Here is an 18,727-nt window from a genome sequence, read left to right on the forward strand (position 1 = left end):
TTACATGTTGATCGTCAGCTAATTAAACTGAGTTTTGTGGCAGTTTTTTTCGGGCTTAAAACTGCCACGATTCTGCCACAAAACTTCTGGGCTTCTTTATAAAATTTGGTTGCAGGGGTAAAAACAAAAATGCCTGCAAATCCTTGAATTTGCAGGCATTATACGAAATTTTGAGGGTTTTTAAAAAATTTGGAAAAGTATTAATTTCCCTTATTTTACCCATTTCGTGGGGAGAGTAGGATTCGAACCTACGAAGGTTTCCCAGCAGATTTACAGTCTGCCCTCGTTGGCCGCTTGAGTATCTCCCCAATTTTTGCTTTCCGAGTGTTAAGGTTTTTCCCTTATTGCGGTTGCAAATATAGTATTGTTTTTTAAGTTTACAAACATATTATGCGGTATTTTTGCAACTATTTTTTAAAGGTCTGGAAGCTAATAAAATAAAAAAATCTCCCTGAGGAGATTTTTTTATTTTGAGTTGTAATGAACAAATTATTTACCTAAAAGCTCGGTTACTTTAGCTTTAAGTTCGGCACCCCTAAGGTCTTTTGCAACTACTTTTCCGCTTGCATCTAATATAAATGTGGCAGGAATGCTGCTTACACCGTATTGTTTTGCAATAGGCTCATCCCAAAACTTAAGGTTAGAAACGTGTGCCCATGTAAGTTTATCGGCAGCAATGGCTTCTTTCCACTTATCTGCAGTTTTATCTAAAGACACGCCTATAATGTTTAGTCCTTTTGCATGAAGCTCGTTGTAAAGTGCCACTACGTTAGGATTTTCGGCCCTGCATGGCTTGCACCACGATGCCCAGAAATCTATAATAGTAACCTTACCTAACGATTGCTTTAAAGAAACTGCTTTACCTTCGGGGCTTGGGGCAGTAAACTCAGGAGCAGCATCGCCTACTTTTACACCGCCTTCGGCAGATGTTGCTGCTTCAGGTGTGCCTTTTTTCTCGGCATCCATCTTGGCAAAATAATCGGCAATTTGCTTACCTTCTTTAGTCTTTTTTATAGACGGGTCAAGGCCTTCAAACAGGGCACGTACATCGTCCATTGTGCTAACCCTCATTTGCGCCACCTGGCCTAAAACCATAATGTTTACAAACGCTTTAGGATTTTTTTTAATAAAGTCTACAAGTTGGCCATTCCATGTTTTAAAACTTGCCTCTTTGTCTTTTCTAAGCTTGTTTAAAGTAACAGTATCGTTAATTTTAAGCGCCTCGTTGCGTTGTGGCAGGGCTGCCTTTTCTATCTTTTCGTTTTCTTTAAACATTTTGTAGCTAAGGCCTTTAAACTCCTCAAGCTTATCATTATTAAACGTACCGCCCGTAACCGATTTAAATAGCGTATCCTTATCTACCTTAAGGTTTATTTCTCCCGGCTCCAGTATAAAGTTTACTTTACTATCGGTTTTACCCTCAACGTTTAAAAATACCATTTCCGGGTCGGTAGTAGTACCTTTTATTACAAATTTGTCGCCGTCTACTTTTACAGTATCTACAGGCGTGTAGCCCATCTGGCTTTGTTTTTCAAGAATTATGGTTTTACCGTCTAAAGAGTTGTCGGCAAAAGTACCTGTAACTTCATATTCATTTTCTGCCAGTTGTTTGCACGACACTATCATAGCCGCTGCTGCCAGAAATAAAACTACTTTTTTCATTGTTAATTTTTTATTTGTTTAAATGATGTGCAAAAGTATTTAAAACCAATTGCACTGGTTATGGTTGATTATTATTTTTTGTTGAAATTTTATTTGCTTAAACCGGTTGGTTAAGCGTGGTTTTTACACCTGTGTTTTTAATGCCGCCAAAACCTTTTTCTACATTAATCATATTATGGTAGCCACGTGCTTTAAGTATAGATGCCATAATGATAGAGCGGTAACCACCGGCACAATGAATGTAAAATTGTTGGTTTTTAGGTACTTCAGCCAGCTGCTCATTAACAAAATCAAGCGGAATGTTAAGCGCGTTAACCACATGGCCACCATCAAATTCGCTTGGCTTGCGCGAATCTACCACTACAGTAGCATCATTAAAAGCATCTGAAAATTCATCCGGCGAAACAGATTTTATGCTGTCTGTCTCAAAACCTGCGGCTTTCCAGGCAGCAATGCCACCGCTTAAAATGCCAAGAGTATTATCAAACCCAACACGGGCAAGGCGGGTAACGGCTTCGGTTTCCAGGCCTTCGGGCGTAACCAGTAAAAGAGGCTGGTTAACATCCATAATAAGGGCGCCTACCCAGGGGGCAAAATTGCCGTTAAGGCCAATAAATACCGATCCGGGAATATGCTCTGCCGTGTAATCATTCTCGTGCCTTACATCCAATACAAGGGCATCGGTAGTGTTGGCGGTAGCTTCAAATTCGGCAGGGGTAAGGGGCTTGGCGCCATTTTTTATAACGGTATCAAGGCTTTGGTAGCCCTGAATGTTCATCATTACATTTTGAGGGAAGTAAGCCGGCGGTTTGCCAAGGCCATCCAGTAACTCGGCAATAAACTCGGCGCGGGTCATGTTGGCGCGAAGGGCGTAGTTAACCTGCTTTTGGTTGCCAAGGGTATCGGTAGTTTCTTTGCTCATGTTCTTGCCGCAAGAGCTGCCTGCACCGTGGCTTGGGTACACAATGGTGCTGTCCGGCAACGGCATAATTTTATTACGAAGCGAATCGTACAGGTGCGATGCCAAAACCTCTTGTGTAAGCTCGCTGCTTAATGCCTGGGCAAGATCGGGGCGGCCAACATCGCCAATAAACAGGGTATCACCGGTAATAATGCCGTGTATTTTGTTTTCTTCGTTTAAAAGTAAGTAGCAGGTGCTTTCAAGCGTATGGCCGGGCGTGTGCATGGCTAAAATAGTGTAAGCGCCTACTTTAAATTCCTGTCCGTCAAAAGCTATAGTAGCTTTAAATTCGGGCTGGGCGGTAGGGCCGTAAACAATCTCGGCACCGGTTTTTTGGGCAAGGTCAATGTGTCCGGACACAAAATCAGCATGAAAATGCGTCTCGAAAATGTACTTTATTTTGGCGTTGTCTTTGGTGGCTTTATCTATGTAAGGCTGCACCTCCCTTAGGGGGTCAAAAATGGCAGCCTCGCCATTGCTTTCCAGGTAATAGGCGGCCTGCGCAATGCAGCCGGTATATATTTGTTCTATTTTCATGATGGTAAATTAAAATGTACTGCCTGATATGCAGGCACTAAGCGCCGCGCGGCATGTGCCGTTTGGCGTATTGCAAATATACCAAAATAGGTTAAATAAATTATACATTTTATAACACCATACAACCGTACTTTTACTGAAATTTGTAAGTAATTATATTGCATTGTGTATTAACGATTTGTAAGCGTAATAATGAGATTCGTAATTATGGTATGTGTATTTTTAAAGCACTTATTTTTTATAAAATTACAGCAATCATAATTTTAATGTTTATTTTCTGTAAAATTAATAACGCAATCGATTTAAGTTATTATATTTGTATTGCTTTTAAAGCATTTAACTTTTTAAGAAACCAGTCGTATCAAATAAATTATGGCAACAACTTCAAAAACCCGCAGGACGGGCATGTACGAAAACGTAAAGAACCAGTTTGAAAGAGCCGCAGAGGTTATGGGACTTGACGAAAGCGTAAAGAAAATTTTATCGATAACCAATAACGAAATAGTAGTACATTTTCCAGTTAAGATGGATAGTGGCGACGTAGAGGTATTTACCGGCTACCGTGTACAGCACAACAACGCCTTAGGCCCTTACAAAGGCGGACTGCGTTACCACGAAACAGTAGACCTGGATGCCGCAAGGGCTCTGGCTACCTGGATGACCTGGAAAACATCGCTTGCCGGGCTGCCTTATGGTGGTGGTAAAGGTGGTATACAGTTAGATCCTAAAAAATACTCGCAGGGCGAACTTGAAAGGATTACCCGCAGGTTTACCTACGCTCTTGGCGATAATATTGGCCCTGAACACGATATACCGGCTCCGGATGTTAATACCAACGCCCAGATGATGGCCTGGATTGCAGACACATATATGTCTACAAAATCGCCGGCAGAACGCTCTAAAAACCAGCACGTTGTTACCGGTAAACCGGTAGGATCTGGCGGGTTAGAAGGCCGCGACAGGGCTACAGGCTTTGGTGTTGTGGTTACTTTAGAATATTGGGCCAAACAAAAAGGCATTAGCCTTGAAGGTAAAAAGTACATTGTGCAGGGCTTTGGTAACGTAGGTTACTGGAGTGCGCATTTTATGAATAAAAACGGCGCTATTTTAGTGGGTGTGCAAGATGCTACAGGTACTATTTACAATCCTGATGGTATGGACCCTGAAGATTTATTGCGTTACCAGACCGAGAATGCTACCATTCATGGGTATACAAACCATGATTTTGACTCGACTAAGTTTTTTGCAATTGATTGCGATATTATAATACCTGCAGCTCTTGGTAACCAGATTACCGAAGACAATGCGGCTGATATTAAAGCTATTGTTGTTGCCGAAGGTGCTAACGGCCCTACAGATACCGAAGGCGAAGCTATTTTGCTTGCTAATGGTGTAGAGATAATTCCGGATATTTTATGTAATTCGGGTGGTGTTATTGGCAGCTACTATGAGTGGTTACAAAACCGTAACGGCGAAATTTGGTACATGGACGATGTGATTATGAAACTTAGAAAAAAGCTTGAAGAGGCTTTTGGTAAAGTGCTTGCTACATCTGAACAATATAAAACCGACTGGAGAACAGCGGCCTACATTGTTGCCCTTACCAGGATTGAAATGGCGTACAAGCAAAGAGGAATTTTCCCTTAATAAATGGGATTTTTATAGGAGAGAGGCACCATTTATGGTGCCTTTTCTATTTTTGGGAGGTTCTAAGAGACTTAGGTGCTGCTATGCTGTAAATTAATTTTATATATTTGGTTTTTATCGCGCAAATGAACATCAAAGATTTTATTACAGAGTTACAATATTTAGAAGGGTGTTCTATAAAGAATTGTTATAGAAAATTTACCGGCGACTCTGATCACATTCCAATTGATATCAGGAATGAAGAAGCAGATGGAGATATCTTTCTTAGTTTCTCTAACAAAATTGCATATCGGTTTAAAGCAAATACAGAGCATTCTAGTATTGAAATAGATAGGATTGATTTAAATGAAATTCCTTTAGATTCACAATGTATTTCTAAAGATGATAGTAAATTTTGGAATAGTATAATTGGAAAGAAGATATCGAACACTATTATAATTTGCAACAAATTAGAACACGCATATGGTGTAAGATTTATTACTTTGGATAAATTTCAATTTGATTTCTTATACCTTTTTAAAAGTGAATATGATTTTGATAGTCTGTTAATTAGAAAATCGGAGTAATAGTAGATGCTACACTGCATAGGTAAGCATGGTATAATTCTAAGCTCCTAAGTAACTAAATACCTCATAACCTTATTATCTCAGTAACTTTTACTAACTTGGTAATCTCCTAAATACCATCGCTATGAAAAAGTTACTTACCATTGCCGCTTTAGCTTTTGGATGCCTGTGCCATGCGCAACAGGTGCCGCAAATTTTGCAGGCTGCTGTTAACGAAAGCAGGGTAGACGATGGCCTTCTTAAACCCACTTTAAGCCCTAAGCTAACCTACTATTCTAAAAATTATACCGAGGTTTTTGGAAGGTTAATTTATAGTATCGATGCGCAAAACTCCGGCGGGCGTACTGTTTATGTGGGTGCCAATGATAAATTTTACTACAACAACATCAATTTTATTAGTGATATGCCTATTGCTGGGCAGTTTCCTACCTACAGTTTTAACGATGCCAATTTTGTTGGTGCGGTGCTTTCGGTACTTGGAGGTAAGGACATGACAAAAGCATTGACATGGAGTTTTAAGAAGTAGTTCTCTGTTGAGATTCCTCAATTTCGCTGCGCCTGCCTGCCGGCAGGCTACGTTCGGAATGACATGCTCCTGATAATATACCATACCCGTGTACGTCTTTGCGAGAAGCCACGACGAAGTAATCTTTGCGATTTAGTTGTAAAGATTGCCGCGCTTCGTTGCACTTCGCTTGCAATAATGGTGCAGGAACAGTCATAGTGAATTATAGCCCTTAAAAATCCGTGACAATCCGTGTTTGCGTTGCATCCGCGTCATCCGTGTTCCAGTCATTCGGGATGGAAAAATGCTTCATAAAAAAACCGCGTGAAATTTCTCTCACGCGGCACATTGTATAAATAGAACAAGTAAATTATCCTCCCATATATTCGCCTTCGCCACCTTCCTGGTTGCGCTGCTGTTCTTTTTGCCTGTCGTTTTTATTCATGTTAAAACGGTAGGTAAACGATAAGGTAACCTGCCTAACCCTCCATTGCATTTCGCTGTACGAACGCACCTGGTTAGGTATGTAGGTTTCTACCTTCATCTTTCTTGAGTTAAAAATATCCTGAACGTTAAGCGCTATAGTAGCTTTATCTTTAAATATGTCTTTGCTTAAGGCAGTATTTAAACCGGCTTGCGCCCTGCGCTTGCCCTGCGCATTATTTTGTGGTGCCTCGTACTGGCCGTTAAGTTGCCAGTCTATTTTATAAGGCAGGGTAATTTTAGAGTTTACACGGGTTGTCCAGCTGTAAGCTGTATTATTAAAATCCTGGAAATCGTTGGTAACAACACCGGTATCTATATCGGTATAAGTAAAGGTATAATCGCCCTGTGTCTCGTTGCGGTAAAAGTTAAAGTTGCTGTTTATCCTCCACCATTTAAACGGATTGTAGTTTACATTAAACTCAAAACCAAAACGGTACTCTTTAGCAAGGTTAATTGGGGTAGTAAGCGTTACCGGTACACCGTTAAAAGTGTCGCCGTTTTGCTGCCTTACAAACTGGAAAGTATCATCGGTAATATTAACGTAGGCCGATGTGTTAAGCGTTACCTTATCCCATTTTTTAAGGTAACCTAAGTCGATAGCGTGGGTTTTAGACGGGTTAATGTCCGGGTTACCCCTAAAAAGGTTAATACCACTTTGCAGGCCTGAGAACGGGTTTAAGAACCTGCCACGCGGACGGTTTATCCTACGGCTGTAGCTAAGGCTAAGGTTACTGCTTTGCGAAAACTCATAACCAAAAAAGGCACTTGGAAAAAAGTTGTTGTACCTTTTATTGTTGTAATCCTGGGTAGTAAGCAGGTTGACATCTATATTAGAGTCTTCCCAGCGTAAACCTCCCATGTAAGAGAATTTACCAATTTTAGACCCAAACTGAGTGTACAATGCGTTTACATTTTCTTTATACTCTAAGTAGTTGGAGTATTGTGTATTGTTTACAAAAGATCCATCGATAAGGTCTTCTGCGCGCGAATCTGTTTCCAGCTTGGCAAAACTACCACGGTAACCGGCTTCAAAACGGCTTTTTTCGCCAATAGGCAAAACATAGTCGGCTTGCAATAGCGAACGGGTTTCATCCTGATCGTTCGATGTACGCTGGTAGGTATTGTTGGCAAAATCGGTAGTATTTAATATCTCATCGCTAATATTTGCGTTCTCATCATCTAAATTTTTAGATACCGATGCATCTATCTTTAGCTCGTGGCCATCTTCGTTAAACTTTTTGGTAAGGCTGGTAGAATAGTTAAGGTTGCTCTCTTTAGAATCTTCGGCACTGTACCTAAAACGGGTGTTTACAAAATTCCTGTCGGCATCATAGTTATCATAAAAAGTTTTAGATGGGTTATCTCCCACATTTCTCCTTATGCTAAGCGAGTTGGTCCACGTAAGCGTTTTATCTAAAAACCATTCAAGGCCAAGGCTGGCGTTAAACCCTTTACGAAGCCTGTCGTTAGTACGGCGTTCGTTAGTATAGCTTGTAGTCTCGTTAGTTTCTTTATCAAGGTATTCGCTGTTAGTAAACGAGTTACCCGGATTGTTACGGTAGCTGTAGCCAATGTTGCTAAAAATATTAAAATTTTCGCTGCGGTAGTTAAGGTTGGTACTAATACCGTGGTTTTCAGGATCGCCCGTATTGGCAATAACCGACCCGTTAAAGCCACCGGCTTTACCTTTTTTAAGGATGATGTTTACAATACCGCCACCACCTTCGGCATCATAGCGTGCAGATGGGTTGGTTATAACCTCTACCTTATCTACCGAGTCGGCCGGTAAAAGCCTAAGCACCTCGGCAACGTTGCTGCCGGCAAGGTTAGACGGGCGGCCATCTATTAAGATGGTAACGCTCTGGTTGCCCCTAAGCGCCACGTTACCTTCGGCATCTACCGATAGCGACGGAACGTTATCCAGTACATCGCTAACCGTACCACCTTTAACCATCATATCATTACCCACGGTATAAACACGCTTATCCAGCTTAATCTCAACGGTAGAGCGCTCTGCAGTAATTTCTACAGCATCAAGCACGGTAGCGTCTCCCGCCATGGCAAAGGTGCCCAGGTTGGTATCGCCTGTTATTACTTTTGCAGGAATAAGATTTGATTTAAACGATATAAAGTCGTATTTAATATTGTACGTGCCCGGTGCAACCTGAAGTACGTATTCGCCTTTGGCATCGGTAAGGCCTCCGGTAACGGTTACGTTATCCATTGTTTGTACGGTAACGGTTGCAAATTCAAGGGGCTGCTTACTTTCCTGCTCTATAAGCTTACCGGTAATTTTAACGGCATTGGCAGGAGCGGGCGGGTTCTGGGCAAAAGCCATAAACGCCGAAAGCAGGAACGTTAATAAAATAGATGTTTGGAAATGTTTCATTTAAAAATGTATAGTAGGTTTTGTGAATTGACGGGTTAGACGCAATAAACACGCCATGGTTTAATGGCGAAATCTTAAAGCTTTGTTAAAATTTTTATAGGATTTCTTTTATCTTTTCGGCAGGGCGGGCTATAACGGCTTTGTCTCCGTTAATAACAATAGGCCTTTCTATAAGGTTGGGGTGGGCAAGCAGGGCGTCAATAACTTGGTCGTCAGTTAATTGTTTGCCTTTATAGTCTTTTATCCAGATGGTTTCTTTCTGGCGTACCAAATCAATTGGGGCAATGCCCAGTTTTGCTATAATAGATGTAAGCTCTTGTTTGGTAAGCGGCTCGTTAAGGTATTTAACGGTAGTAAAAGGTTGCCCTTGCAGTTCCAGCAGTTGTAAACCCTCTCGCGATTTACTGCAGCGTGGGTTGTGGTAAATGGTAATCATTAAATTGTTTTTGCAAAAGTACGCCATTATAATTATAAAATTAAAGTACTTTAGTGCTAACAAATAGTAAAAATTAAATATGTACATTGAACAGGCTTACAGCAAAAAATACGACTTTATAAAGTACTTGCCTATACCCATTTTATTCTTTTTATTAATACTGCTAAACTTTGTTGCTATACTGCTTCTGGATATTGATACCGAGGCTCTTATGAAACAGCAAATTGAGCAAAGCAGCGAGAACGCTGTGTTTTTACAAAGCGTGGCCCCCCTGGCTTTTTTTTTGGTAATGCTATTGGTGTGGGTAAAATTTGTGAACAAACAATCTATAAAAAGCCTTACTACTGCCCGAAAAAAAGTAGACTGGGGACGTATATTTTTCTCATTCGGGTTGTGGTCGTTAATAACCGTAGCCACCACATTACTGGCTTATTTTAGTGAGCCTCAAAATTTTGAATTTAATTTTCAGCCTGTACCTTTTGCCATACTTTTTGTAATGGCTATTGTGCTTATACCTATGCAAACCAGTTTTGAAGAATATTTGTTTCGTGGCTATCTTATGCAGGGGCTTGGCATTGCTACACGCAGCAGGCTTTTTCCGTTAGTGTTTACCTCTTTAATGTTTGGGCTAATGCACATTGCTAACCCCGAAGTTGGAAAAATGGGTTACCTGCTTTTACTGTATTATGTAGGTACGGGTTTCTTTTTAGGCATTACAACATTAATGGACGATGGTATGGAACTTTCGCTTGGGTTTCATGCGGCCAATAATCTTATAGGATGCCTTTTGGTAACCCAGGACTATTCTGCATTGCAAACGCCATCCATATTAAAAGATATATCAGAACCATCTGCGGGATACGATATACTCCTGCCCGTGGTAATTATTTACCCAATACTGCTTTTTATCTTCGCTAAAAAATACAAATGGACCAACTGGAAAGAAAAACTAACCGGTAAAATTGTCCTTCCTAAGCAAGATGTTACTATAGATGCTATTGGCCATGAATAATACCATTACCCCTAATTTTGTGCACCCTAAATGTAAACTGAACGGTTTCCACTTTACTGCCGAAGATCTTGGCCGCGTGGCCTACAGTTTTATTAAAGAAGGTGCGCCGTACGAAAAAGCCATTGGCGATTTTATATTGGACTGGTTTGATGCCAACCATTTTATCGAGATGCGAACATCGGGCACTACCGGTACCCCAAAAGTTATTCGCGTTGCCAAACAGGCGATGGTTAACAGCGCCCTTGCTACCGGCGAATTTTTTGAGGCCGGACCTTCCACCAAAGCCCTGCATTGCCTGCCGAGCCAGTTTGTGGCGGGTAAGATGATGTTGGTGCGTACGTTTATTTTAGGCTGGCATACTGATTTGGTGGAGCCATCATCTAATCCGCTGGAGCGGAATAATACCGTGTACGACTTTTGTGCTATGGTACCGCTGCAGGCACAGCATTCGCTGGAAAAACTGAACAATATTAAAAAGCTGATACTGGGCGGAGCAAAGGTTAGCAGTGCCTTGTCTAAACAACTGAAGACCCTGGATACCAAGGTGTACGAAACCTACGGCATGACCGAAACCGTGAGCCATATTGCGGCAAAACGTATTGCCGAACCTGCTTTTACGGTGCTGCCCAACGTTGATATTAGTACTGACGACCGCAATTGCTTAGTCATTAATCCGTATAAGCTTACTGATGAAACCTTAATCACGAACGATGTGGTTGATATTATAGATGATACCCATTTTGTATGGCTTGGCCGTTATGATAATGTAATAAACAGCGGGGGTGTTAAGCTTTTCCCCGAACAGATTGAAGAGAAGCTATCTCACCATATACAACAACGCTTTTTTGTAGCGGGTGTACCTGATGCTACCCTGGGCGAAAAACTGGTACTGGTTATAGAAGGTAAGCCGTATACGTTGAATGACACCGTATTTTCTAACTTAGGAAAATTTGAAAAACCGAAAGACGTGTTATTTACCGATACCTTTTTAGAAACCGGATCGGGTAAAATACAACGCGCAGCAATTTTAAAGGGACTTGGTTTTTAGTTTTCATTATAGGGATATTACATCGTCTCCACATTAACGTAAAATTTATTAACCATAACAAAAACATCGCCGTAGCTCTTGGCTTTTACAGGTGTTTTTTGCCAGTTTTTGGTGGCTTTTAGCCTTATAATTTTATCGTCTACTTTTATTTCTACCGGCATTACAAAATTAGGCTCGTCCGTTTGCCAGCGGTATTCAAGGTTTTTACCCTCTAATTTTATCTGAAGTTTAGGTATAGCCGCGTGGCGCAGGTACTGGTTAAAAACAGGGGTAAGGTCGGCACCCATTTGTTTGTTGAAGAATGCAATAACCGTCTCTGTATCAATAATCTGTTTTTTGTAGGTGTTCGAGTAGTCCAGTATCAGTTTCCACCATTTATCATCGTCGTTTAGCACGTGGCGCAAGGTGTTTAGCATTAGTGCACCCTTGTAATACATGTCGCCGCTGCCCTCTTTATTAACGCCAAAAATGCCAATGGCAGGCTTGCGGTTTTGTACATTATTGGCCTGCCCGTTAATGTATTGCATGGCTTTATCGTAGCCAAAACGGCACTCCACATACACGGTTTCGCTGTAGGTGGTAAACCCCTCATGAATCCACATATCGGCAATATCTTTACTGGTAATGCTGTTGCCAAACCACTCGTGGCCGCTTTCGTGCACAATAATATAGTCAAACTCCTGGCCAATGCCCGTGCCGGTCATATCTGTGCCCAGGTAGCCCTTGCGGTACTTATTGCCGTATGCCACAGCACTTTGGTGTTCCATACCAAGGTATGATGTTTCCACAAGCTTGTAGCCATCATCAAAAAAGGGGTATTGGCCAAACTTCTTCTCAAAGCAATCCAGCATGGGCTTTACCTCGGCAAACTGTTTCAGGGCTTTTTTCTCGTTGTAACTCAGTACATAATAATCAAGGTCGAGCCCGTTGTTGGTATCGTGAATATGCACATAATCGGCAATATTAAGGGTAATATCGTAGTTGTTAATGGGGTTTTTAACCTCCCAGTCCCAACGGGTATAGCCGTTTTTAAGGTCTTCGTTACCGATGAAGCGGCCATTGCTGACATTCATCAGTCCGTTTGGCACTGCAACTTTTATAGAAGCCCCACGATCGGGCTCATCGGTCTGGTGGTCTTTAACCGGATACCATAGGCTGGCACCCGTGCCCTGTACGGCAACGCCTATCCACGGTTTGCCATTACCATCTTTAGCAAATACAAAGCCGCCATCCCAAGGGGCATTTTTAGCCACTTTAGGATTGCCGGAGTAGTAAAACCTGACTTTCTCCTCATTCCCCTTTTTTAGCTGTGAGGGGAAGGTGATAAAAACCGCATCGTTATCGCGCTTGTAGGGCAGTTTAGCTTTGTTGTATACAATGCTGTCTACCTGCATGTTATCAAACAGGTCAACCTGAATTTTGCCTGTATTTTCCACCACCTTAAACGTTATGTCGTTATAACCAAAAATAAAGCGTTTGTCAGGGTCTACAGTAATATTAAGGTCGTAACGCTGCACATCATAGTTGGTACGCTCGGGGCGAAGGCCACCCTGCAGGCTGTCGCGGCGGGTAAAATTTTGTGCCGATGCGCAAAAGCTGACTAACGATAAAGCTATAATTAAGATGTTTTTCATAACGAACAAGAGATTTGTTGTATTGGTATCGAAAGTAATGAATTGTTACGCTATAACGAAATTTTGTGTTGACAGGTATTTTCGATTTGAAAGTAAATTATTTTTGAGCCGTAATAATTGCAAACTCCCTTTTAATTTGCTCGCCGCTGTTGCTAATGACAAACTCAGAGTCCGAAAGTGAAATATTAACCCTTAATTTGGCATTTTGGAGGAGTTTTTCAACCGTTTCTATATCATAAAGTGTGAACCCAAATTTGGCAAATGGAATGTGCTGCATAGTGCTTTTTGGGATAAAGGCAATAGATGCCAAACCGCCCGGCTGCAATACCCTCGCAATCTCGTTGGCGTACTCCTGCGGGTGCTCCCAAAAGTATATGGTATTGGCTGTTAATATCTTAGAGAACTGGCTTTCGCCGAAGGGGATGCTGTTACCATCAGTAAGTGTAAAGCTTGCATTAGTAAACTGCTTGTTAATGTTCTGAGCTTCAGTAATCATAGCTTCGGAAATGTCGATACCTGTGTATGTTAAACTATCGGCAAGAGCCAATATATCTTTCAGGTGACTGGCATTACCGGGGCCTATCTCCAAGATAGTATCTCCGGTTGTAAGTTGCAGGCTATCAATGGTTTTGTTTATGATATTAGCATTGGTAGCTGTCATCATTTCGGCAACTTTAAGGCCGCCGTCGCCATCTGGGCAACGTAGCTGAGCTGCAAGCTGTTGCAGTTGGGTATCGGTTAGTTTCATCGATTCAAATTGAAGCCTAAAAATACAAAAAGTACCGTAGTTTCCTACGATACTTTCAGCTATTCTTATACTTTCATACATCTTATATCACTTAAAATCGACTTTAAAACTTTCGACCTTAATACTTTAGACTTTAGATCATACCTGTATAACCCCTAAGTTAAATTTCTTTTCGATAGGAGCATGGTTAGCAGCCTCAATACCAAGCGATATCCACTTGCGGGTATCCAGTGGGTCGATAACCCCATCTGTCCAGATACGCGATGCCGCGTAGTAGGGCGACACCTGTGCATCGTACTTAGCTTTGATCTTATCGAACATTTCGGATTCTTTTTCGGGTGTAATTACCTCACCACGAGCTTTTAACGATGATGCTTCTATCTGCATAAGCACCTTAGCAGCCTGTGTGCCACCCATAACGGCAAGCTCGGCACTTGGCCAGGCAACAATAAGGCGGGGGTCGTAGGCCTTGCCGCACATGGCGTAATTACCTGCACCATAGGAGTTTCCAATAACTACAGTAAATTTTGGTACAACCGAATTACTAACTGCATTTACCATCTTGGCGCCATCTTTAATAATGCCGCCATGCTCTGATTTAGAGCCTACCATAAAGCCGGTAACATCCTGCAAAAACACAAGCGGAATTTTCTTTTGGTTACAGTTGGCAATAAAGCGTGTAGCCTTATCGGCACTGTCTGAGTATATTACGCCGCCAAACTGCATTTCGCCTTTTTTAGATTTTACCACCTTGCGCTGGTTGGCTACAATGCCCACAGCCCATCCATCTACACGGGCATAACCTGTAATAATGGTTTGGCCATAACCGGCTTTATATTCCTCAAAATCAGAGTTATCTACCAAACGTTTGATGACTTCCATCATGTCATACTGCTCGTTGCGCAATTTAGGTATAATGCCGTAAATATCTTCGGGTGGCAGGGCAGGCTTCTCTGACTTAATACGACTAAACCCGGCCTTATCAAAATCGCCCATCTTATCTATAATATTCTTAATTCGGTCAAGGGCGTCCTTATCATCTTTAGCTTTATAGTCGGTAACACCCGAAATTTCACAATGCGTAGTAGCACCGCCAAGGGTTTCGTTATCAATGTTTTCGCCAATAGCGGCCTTTACTAAATAGCTTCCGGCAAGAAAGATACTGCCCGTTTTATCAACAATAAGGGCTTCATCGCTCATAATAGGCAGGTACGCGCCGCCGGCTACACAGCTACCCATAACGGCCGCAATCTGAGTAATGCCCATGCTACTCATTATGGCATTGTTGCGGAAAATCCGCCCAAAATGCTCTTTATCAGGAAAAATCTCATCCTGTAAAGGCAGGTAAACCCCCGCGCTATCTACTAAGTAGATGATAGGAAGGCGGTTTTCCATAGCAATTTCCTGGGCCCTAAGGTTCTTCTTCCCGGTTATAGGAAACCACGCCCCGGCCTTAACCGTGGCATCGTTAGCCACCACGATACACTGCTTGCCGCGCACGTAACCCATTTTTACCACAACGCCGCCACTTGGGCATCCACCGTGTTCGGCATACATGCCATCGCCTGCAAAGGCCGCAATTTCAATGCTTTTGGCGCCATCATCTAATAGGTAATCTATACGTTCGCGGGCCGTCATTTTGCCTTCGGCGTGCAGTTTTTCTATGCGTTTTTCGCCGCCGCCAAGCTTTACTTTATTAAAACGCTGCTTCATGTCAGACACTAACAGCTTATTATGGTCTTCGTTTTTATTGAAGTTTAAATCCATTATATATTGTATATATTTAAATATTTGTAGTTTTGTTGCTGCTAAAATACGAAAACGTTTGTAATTATAATATTTTTTTGCAGTACCCTTAAATTTATGGGTTTACAAACGCTTAATATTAATAACTTCAAGTTTATAATTACTTAACCATTTCTTAACATTGCAAACTTACATTTGCGGCAACAAATTAAACGTAAATGTCTATAAACAGCATCTTCCAGTTTCTTGTACCAAAAGATAAGAAATTTTTCCCTCTATTTGAGCAGGCAACCACAAACCTTGTAATATTGGCAGAAACTTTGCACGAGGTGGTAAATCTACCAAAAGCAGAAAGAGAGCCATTATACAGAAGGATAGAAGAATTAGAAGCGATAATTGAAGAGATTGCCCACAAGACCAACCTTGAATTAAGCCGTAACTTTATTACCCCGTTTGACCGCGAAGACATTCACGCACTTATATCGGCAATAGATAACGTAGCCGATTACCTTTATGGCGCTGCTAACCGCATGAGGCTGTACCAGGTAGAAAAAATTACCAAGTCGATTAGAAAGATGACCGAGATTACCCTTGAGAGCTGCCAGTTGATTCATGCAGCAGTGGGCGATCTTAAAGATATGAAAAACCTTCAGGGCATTGCAGATGCCTGCAAGCGTATTAATAAATTAGAAAACAAATCAGATAACGTTTTTGATAAGGCTGTTGCCGATATCTTTGAAAACGAGACTGATGCCAAAAACATCATTAAATATAAAGAAGTGCTGTCATCATTAGAAACAGCATCAGATAAATGTAAAGGAGTAGCGAATGTGCTGGAGTCTATCTCGGTTAAACATTCATAACACAACCCCTAAACACAACTTATGTTTACGCTCCTTATCATTATAATTGTATTAGCACTGGTTTTCGACTTCATCAACGGTTTTCACGATGCGGCCAACTCCATTGCTACCATAGTAGCTACCAAGGTTTTAACGCCTTTTCAGGCAGTACTTTGGGCTGCGTTCTTTAACTTTTTGGCCTATTTTATTTCTAAATACTGGGTAGGCGAATTTAAAATTGGTAACACCATTGCCAAGACCGTTAACATCGATTTTATTACGTTAGAGGTTATTCTTGCTGGGCTTATAGCGGCAATTACCTGGAACTTACTTACCTGGAAACTGGGTATACCATCATCATCATCGCACACGCTTATTGGTGGTTTTATGGGTGCTGCACTGGCGCACGCTGCTACTATAGAGGGTGCTGATCTTAATACGGTTGTTAACTACGGTAAAGTAGTGCCTATTATACTGTTTATTTTTGCTGCTCCACTTATTGGTATGGTCGTGGCTTACTTTATTACCATACTTATACTAAACATCTGCCGTAAGGCAAACCCTTCTAAGGCAGATAAATGGTTCAGGAAATTACAGTTAGTATCATCAGCCCTATTTAGCTTAGGCCACGGTGCTAACGATGCGCAAAAGGTTATGGGTATTATTGGCGCTGCGGTAATTTTTTACCACACTAAAGTAGATATGGACCCTAACTACCTTACATCTGAAGATCCGTTTAAATATTTTGTAGCCCACTGGTATTGGGTGCCTATTGCGAGTTTCCTTATGATTGGCCTTGGCACCATGAGTGGTGGCTGGAAAATTGTAAAAACCATGGGTTCTAAAATTACAAAAGTAACATCGTTAGAGGGCGTTGCCGCCGAAACTGCCGGTGCCATTACACTATATGCATCAGAACATTTAGGTATACCGGTTTCTACCACCCACACCATTACCGGTGCAATTATTGGGGTAGGGGTAACCAAAAGGGTATCTGCCGTACGTTGGGGTGTAACCATTAGCCTGCTTTGGGCGTGGGTGCTAACCATACCGGTATCGGCTATTATAGCTGCCTTAATGTATTATTTGGTATCGTTGTTTACTTAATAGTTTCAGAGTCGCAGAGTTACAAAGTAATAGAGTCATAAAATAATAAAAGTTCCAAAGTGGTTAATACCGCTTTGGAACTTTTTATTTATAATAAAGTCAATTATAACTCAGTAACTTAAAAACTTTGCTACTCTGCAACTTTGCCACTCTTAAACTAAATAGTATCTTTGGTAATACTACACTTACAGCCTATGCCACGTTTTAAATATTTTTATGCACACATTGCACTGTTGTTTTGCTTTGGCACGGCTTCGGCGCAAATAAGTTCAATATTTAATACCAACAGGCCCAGGTCTATGAGTCAGCGCTGGGAGCTGGACACACTAACATCTGCCGGTACGTTTGTTATAACGCCTTACAAGCCTATTTATATTTTACCGTTGCGATGGAGCAGCCAGCCTAACGATCAGCCCTACAGTGGCAACCCAAGTACTGATTATACTGTAGACGAACCACAGGATTTTAACCATCTGGAGGCTAAATTCCAAATAAGCTTTAAAGTAAAAGTATTGCAGACCATTTTTGGACGCTATGGTGACTTGTGGGTGGCCTATACCCAAAAATCGCACTGGCAGGTGTATAATGCAAGTCTTTCACGCCCATTTAGGGAAACCAATTACGAGCCTGAGGTTATTCTTAATTTTGCTACCAACCTTAAAATGTTGGGTTTTAGAAACCGTATGCTGGGGGTTAGCTTTAACCACCAGTCTAACGGGCGCGATATGCCGCTTTCGCGAAGCTGGAACAGGATTATTTTTCATGCGGGTTTCGAGAAAGATAACTGGCAGGTATATGTAAGGCCGTGGATTCGCCTTCCAGATGATGAAGATGATAACCCGGATATTATAAAGCGTATTGGCAATGGCGATGCTACTGTTATTTACAGCATGGGTAAAAGTGTAATATCGTTTACAGGCAGCACTAATTTTGCCTTTAACAGCGGTTTTAGTGGCTATGCCGAAGCTTCATGGTCGTACAGGTTGTTCGGTAACCTTAAAGGCTACCTACAGGTTACACACGGTTATGGCGAAACTCTTATAGACTACAACAACAGGCAAACTACTATTGGATTGGGTGTGTCGTTAGTGGAGTGGCTTTAAGAGACGAGTCTTAAGGTCAAAAGTTATAAAGTCATAAAGTTTTAAGGTCTTCAGGTCAAAAGCCGAAAGTTGGAGGGCGCAAAGTCCGATGGCAGAACTGCGGAGCTTGCTCGTAGTCTTTATCTTTTTCTATCATCTATTATCTAAAATCTATCATCTTATACCTTTATTTGAATTCCCTTCATTAAAATTATCCTAAAAAAATCAATTTGGCAATTTTGTGCTATTAGTTGACGGATTAGTGCTATTCTGTTTTGTATTACAAAAGTAACTTTGAGTAAATCAAACAAACTACTTG

The 18,727-nt window shown here is 41.4% G+C and carries 15 protein-coding genes and 1 tRNA gene; 8 read left to right on the forward strand and 8 right to left on the reverse strand.

From position 1 onward, the window contains the following. Positions 1–227: 227 nt before the first annotated feature. The 3 genes from G509_RS0112470 to G509_RS0112480 all read right to left on the reverse strand — a co-directional run bounded on the left by G509_RS0112470 (position 228) and on the right by G509_RS0112480 (position 3,160). Positions 228–308 (reverse strand) — tRNA-Tyr (locus G509_RS0112470). A 181-nt stretch (positions 309–489) separates the two neighbouring features. Beyond that, entirely contained in the window at positions 490–1,662 is a 1,173-nt protein-coding gene (locus G509_RS0112475; RefSeq protein ID WP_026991834.1) for a TlpA disulfide reductase family protein, read from the reverse strand. A 97-nt stretch (positions 1,663–1,759) separates the two neighbouring features. Next, entirely contained in the window at positions 1,760–3,160 is a 1,401-nt protein-coding gene (locus tag G509_RS0112480) for an MBL fold metallo-hydrolase (RefSeq protein ID WP_026991835.1), read from the reverse strand. Between the two features lie 372 nt (positions 3,161–3,532). Here G509_RS0112480 and G509_RS0112485 point away from each other — a divergent pair, with 372 nt between their 5' ends. From G509_RS0112485 to G509_RS0112495, 3 genes are all read left to right on the forward strand, one after another. Then, positions 3,533–4,807, forward strand: coding sequence for a Glu/Leu/Phe/Val family dehydrogenase (locus G509_RS0112485; protein ID WP_026991836.1), 1,275 nt, complete (start codon positions 3,533–3,535; stop codon positions 4,805–4,807). Between the two features lie 125 nt (positions 4,808–4,932). Further along, entirely contained in the window at positions 4,933–5,373 is a 441-nt protein-coding gene (locus G509_RS0112490) for a hypothetical protein (protein WP_026991837.1), read from the forward strand. 124 nt (positions 5,374–5,497) lie between these two features. Continuing rightward, positions 5,498–5,899 (forward strand): hypothetical protein, encoded by a 402-nt coding sequence (locus G509_RS0112495; RefSeq protein WP_026991838.1) that lies wholly within the window; start codon positions 5,498–5,500, stop codon positions 5,897–5,899. 349 nt (positions 5,900–6,248) lie between these two features. On the opposite strand, the gene G509_RS0112500 is transcribed toward G509_RS0112495, so the two are convergent. Together G509_RS0112500 and arsC are read right to left on the reverse strand one after the other, a co-directional pair. After that, entirely contained in the window at positions 6,249–8,753 is a 2,505-nt protein-coding gene (locus G509_RS0112500; RefSeq protein WP_026991839.1) for a TonB-dependent receptor, read from the reverse strand. Between the two features lie 94 nt (positions 8,754–8,847). Further along, a complete protein-coding gene (gene arsC, locus G509_RS0112505) occupies positions 8,848–9,189 on the reverse strand; it encodes an arsenate reductase (glutaredoxin) (RefSeq protein WP_026991840.1) in 342 nt (113 codons plus the stop codon). Between the two features lie 79 nt (positions 9,190–9,268). On the opposite strand from arsC, the gene G509_RS0112510 reads away from it, so the two are divergent. After that, entirely contained in the window at positions 9,269–10,201 is a 933-nt protein-coding gene (locus G509_RS0112510) for a CPBP family intramembrane glutamic endopeptidase (RefSeq protein WP_026991841.1), read from the forward strand. Next, positions 10,194–11,249, forward strand: a complete 1,056-nt coding sequence (locus G509_RS0112515) for an AMP-binding protein (RefSeq protein WP_035738937.1) — start codon at positions 10,194–10,196, stop codon at positions 11,247–11,249. Before G509_RS0112510 ends, G509_RS0112515 begins: the two co-directional genes overlap by 8 nt. A gap of 17 nt (positions 11,250–11,266) precedes the next feature. Here the strand turns inward: G509_RS0112515 and G509_RS0112520 are convergent, their stop codons facing one another. The 3 genes from G509_RS0112520 to G509_RS0112530 all read right to left on the reverse strand — a co-directional run bounded on the left by G509_RS0112520 (position 11,267) and on the right by G509_RS0112530 (position 15,398). Further along, entirely contained in the window at positions 11,267–12,883 is a 1,617-nt protein-coding gene (locus G509_RS0112520; protein WP_026991843.1) for a M1 family metallopeptidase, read from the reverse strand. Positions 12,884–12,980: 97 nt separating this feature from the next. Beyond that, complete coding sequence (locus tag G509_RS0112525; protein WP_026991844.1) at positions 12,981–13,631, reverse strand: class I SAM-dependent methyltransferase; 651 nt, start codon at positions 13,629–13,631, stop codon at positions 12,981–12,983. Between the two features lie 138 nt (positions 13,632–13,769). Next, positions 13,770–15,398 (reverse strand): acyl-CoA carboxylase subunit beta, encoded by a 1,629-nt coding sequence (locus G509_RS0112530; RefSeq protein ID WP_026991845.1) that lies wholly within the window; start codon positions 15,396–15,398, stop codon positions 13,770–13,772. 197 nt (positions 15,399–15,595) lie between these two features. Here G509_RS0112530 and G509_RS0112535 point away from each other — a divergent pair, with 197 nt between their 5' ends. The 3 genes from G509_RS0112535 (at position 15,596) to G509_RS0112545 (ending at position 18,429) form a co-directional block, all read left to right on the forward strand. Then, positions 15,596–16,240, forward strand: coding sequence for a DUF47 domain-containing protein (locus G509_RS0112535; protein WP_026991846.1), 645 nt, complete (start codon positions 15,596–15,598; stop codon positions 16,238–16,240). Positions 16,241–16,261: 21 nt separating this feature from the next. Beyond that, positions 16,262–17,326 (forward strand): inorganic phosphate transporter, encoded by a 1,065-nt coding sequence (locus tag G509_RS0112540; RefSeq protein ID WP_026991847.1) that lies wholly within the window; start codon positions 16,262–16,264, stop codon positions 17,324–17,326. A gap of 194 nt (positions 17,327–17,520) precedes the next feature. Then, positions 17,521–18,429, forward strand: a complete 909-nt coding sequence (locus G509_RS0112545) for a phospholipase A (RefSeq protein ID WP_081663302.1) — start codon at positions 17,521–17,523, stop codon at positions 18,427–18,429. Positions 18,430–18,727: the final 298 nt, after the last annotated feature.

Origin of the sequence: Flavobacterium subsaxonicum WB 4.1-42 = DSM 21790, assembly GCF_000422725.1 — a bacterium.
GTDB lineage: Bacteria > Bacteroidota > Bacteroidia > Flavobacteriales > Flavobacteriaceae > Flavobacterium > Flavobacterium subsaxonicum.

Coding starts and splice junctions, on each gene's coding strand:
- G509_RS0112475 (WP_026991834.1), bottom strand. CDS start 1,662: ATGAAAAAAGTAGTTTTATTTCTGGCAGCAGCGGCTATGATAGTGTCG.
- G509_RS0112480 (WP_026991835.1), bottom strand. CDS start 3,160: ATGAAAATAGAACAAATATATACCGGCTGCATTGCGCAGGCCGCCTAT.
- G509_RS0112485 (WP_026991836.1), top strand. CDS start 3,533: ATGGCAACAACTTCAAAAACCCGCAGGACGGGCATGTACGAAAACGTA.
- G509_RS0112490 (WP_026991837.1), top strand. CDS start 4,933: ATGAACATCAAAGATTTTATTACAGAGTTACAATATTTAGAAGGGTGT.
- G509_RS0112495 (WP_026991838.1), top strand. CDS start 5,498: ATGAAAAAGTTACTTACCATTGCCGCTTTAGCTTTTGGATGCCTGTGC.
- G509_RS0112500 (WP_026991839.1), bottom strand. CDS start 8,753: ATGAAACATTTCCAAACATCTATTTTATTAACGTTCCTGCTTTCGGCG.
- arsC (WP_026991840.1), bottom strand. CDS start 9,189: ATGATTACCATTTACCACAACCCACGCTGCAGTAAATCGCGAGAGGGT.
- G509_RS0112510 (WP_026991841.1), top strand. CDS start 9,269: ATGTACATTGAACAGGCTTACAGCAAAAAATACGACTTTATAAAGTAC.
- G509_RS0112515 (WP_035738937.1), top strand. CDS start 10,194: ATGAATAATACCATTACCCCTAATTTTGTGCACCCTAAATGTAAACTG.
- G509_RS0112520 (WP_026991843.1), bottom strand. CDS start 12,883: ATGAAAAACATCTTAATTATAGCTTTATCGTTAGTCAGCTTTTGCGCA.
- G509_RS0112525 (WP_026991844.1), bottom strand. CDS start 13,631: ATGAAACTAACCGATACCCAACTGCAACAGCTTGCAGCTCAGCTACGT.
- G509_RS0112530 (WP_026991845.1), bottom strand. CDS start 15,398: ATGGATTTAAACTTCAATAAAAACGAAGACCATAATAAGCTGTTAGTG.
- G509_RS0112535 (WP_026991846.1), top strand. CDS start 15,596: ATGTCTATAAACAGCATCTTCCAGTTTCTTGTACCAAAAGATAAGAAA.
- G509_RS0112540 (WP_026991847.1), top strand. CDS start 16,262: ATGTTTACGCTCCTTATCATTATAATTGTATTAGCACTGGTTTTCGAC.
- G509_RS0112545 (WP_081663302.1), top strand. CDS start 17,521: ATGCCACGTTTTAAATATTTTTATGCACACATTGCACTGTTGTTTTGC.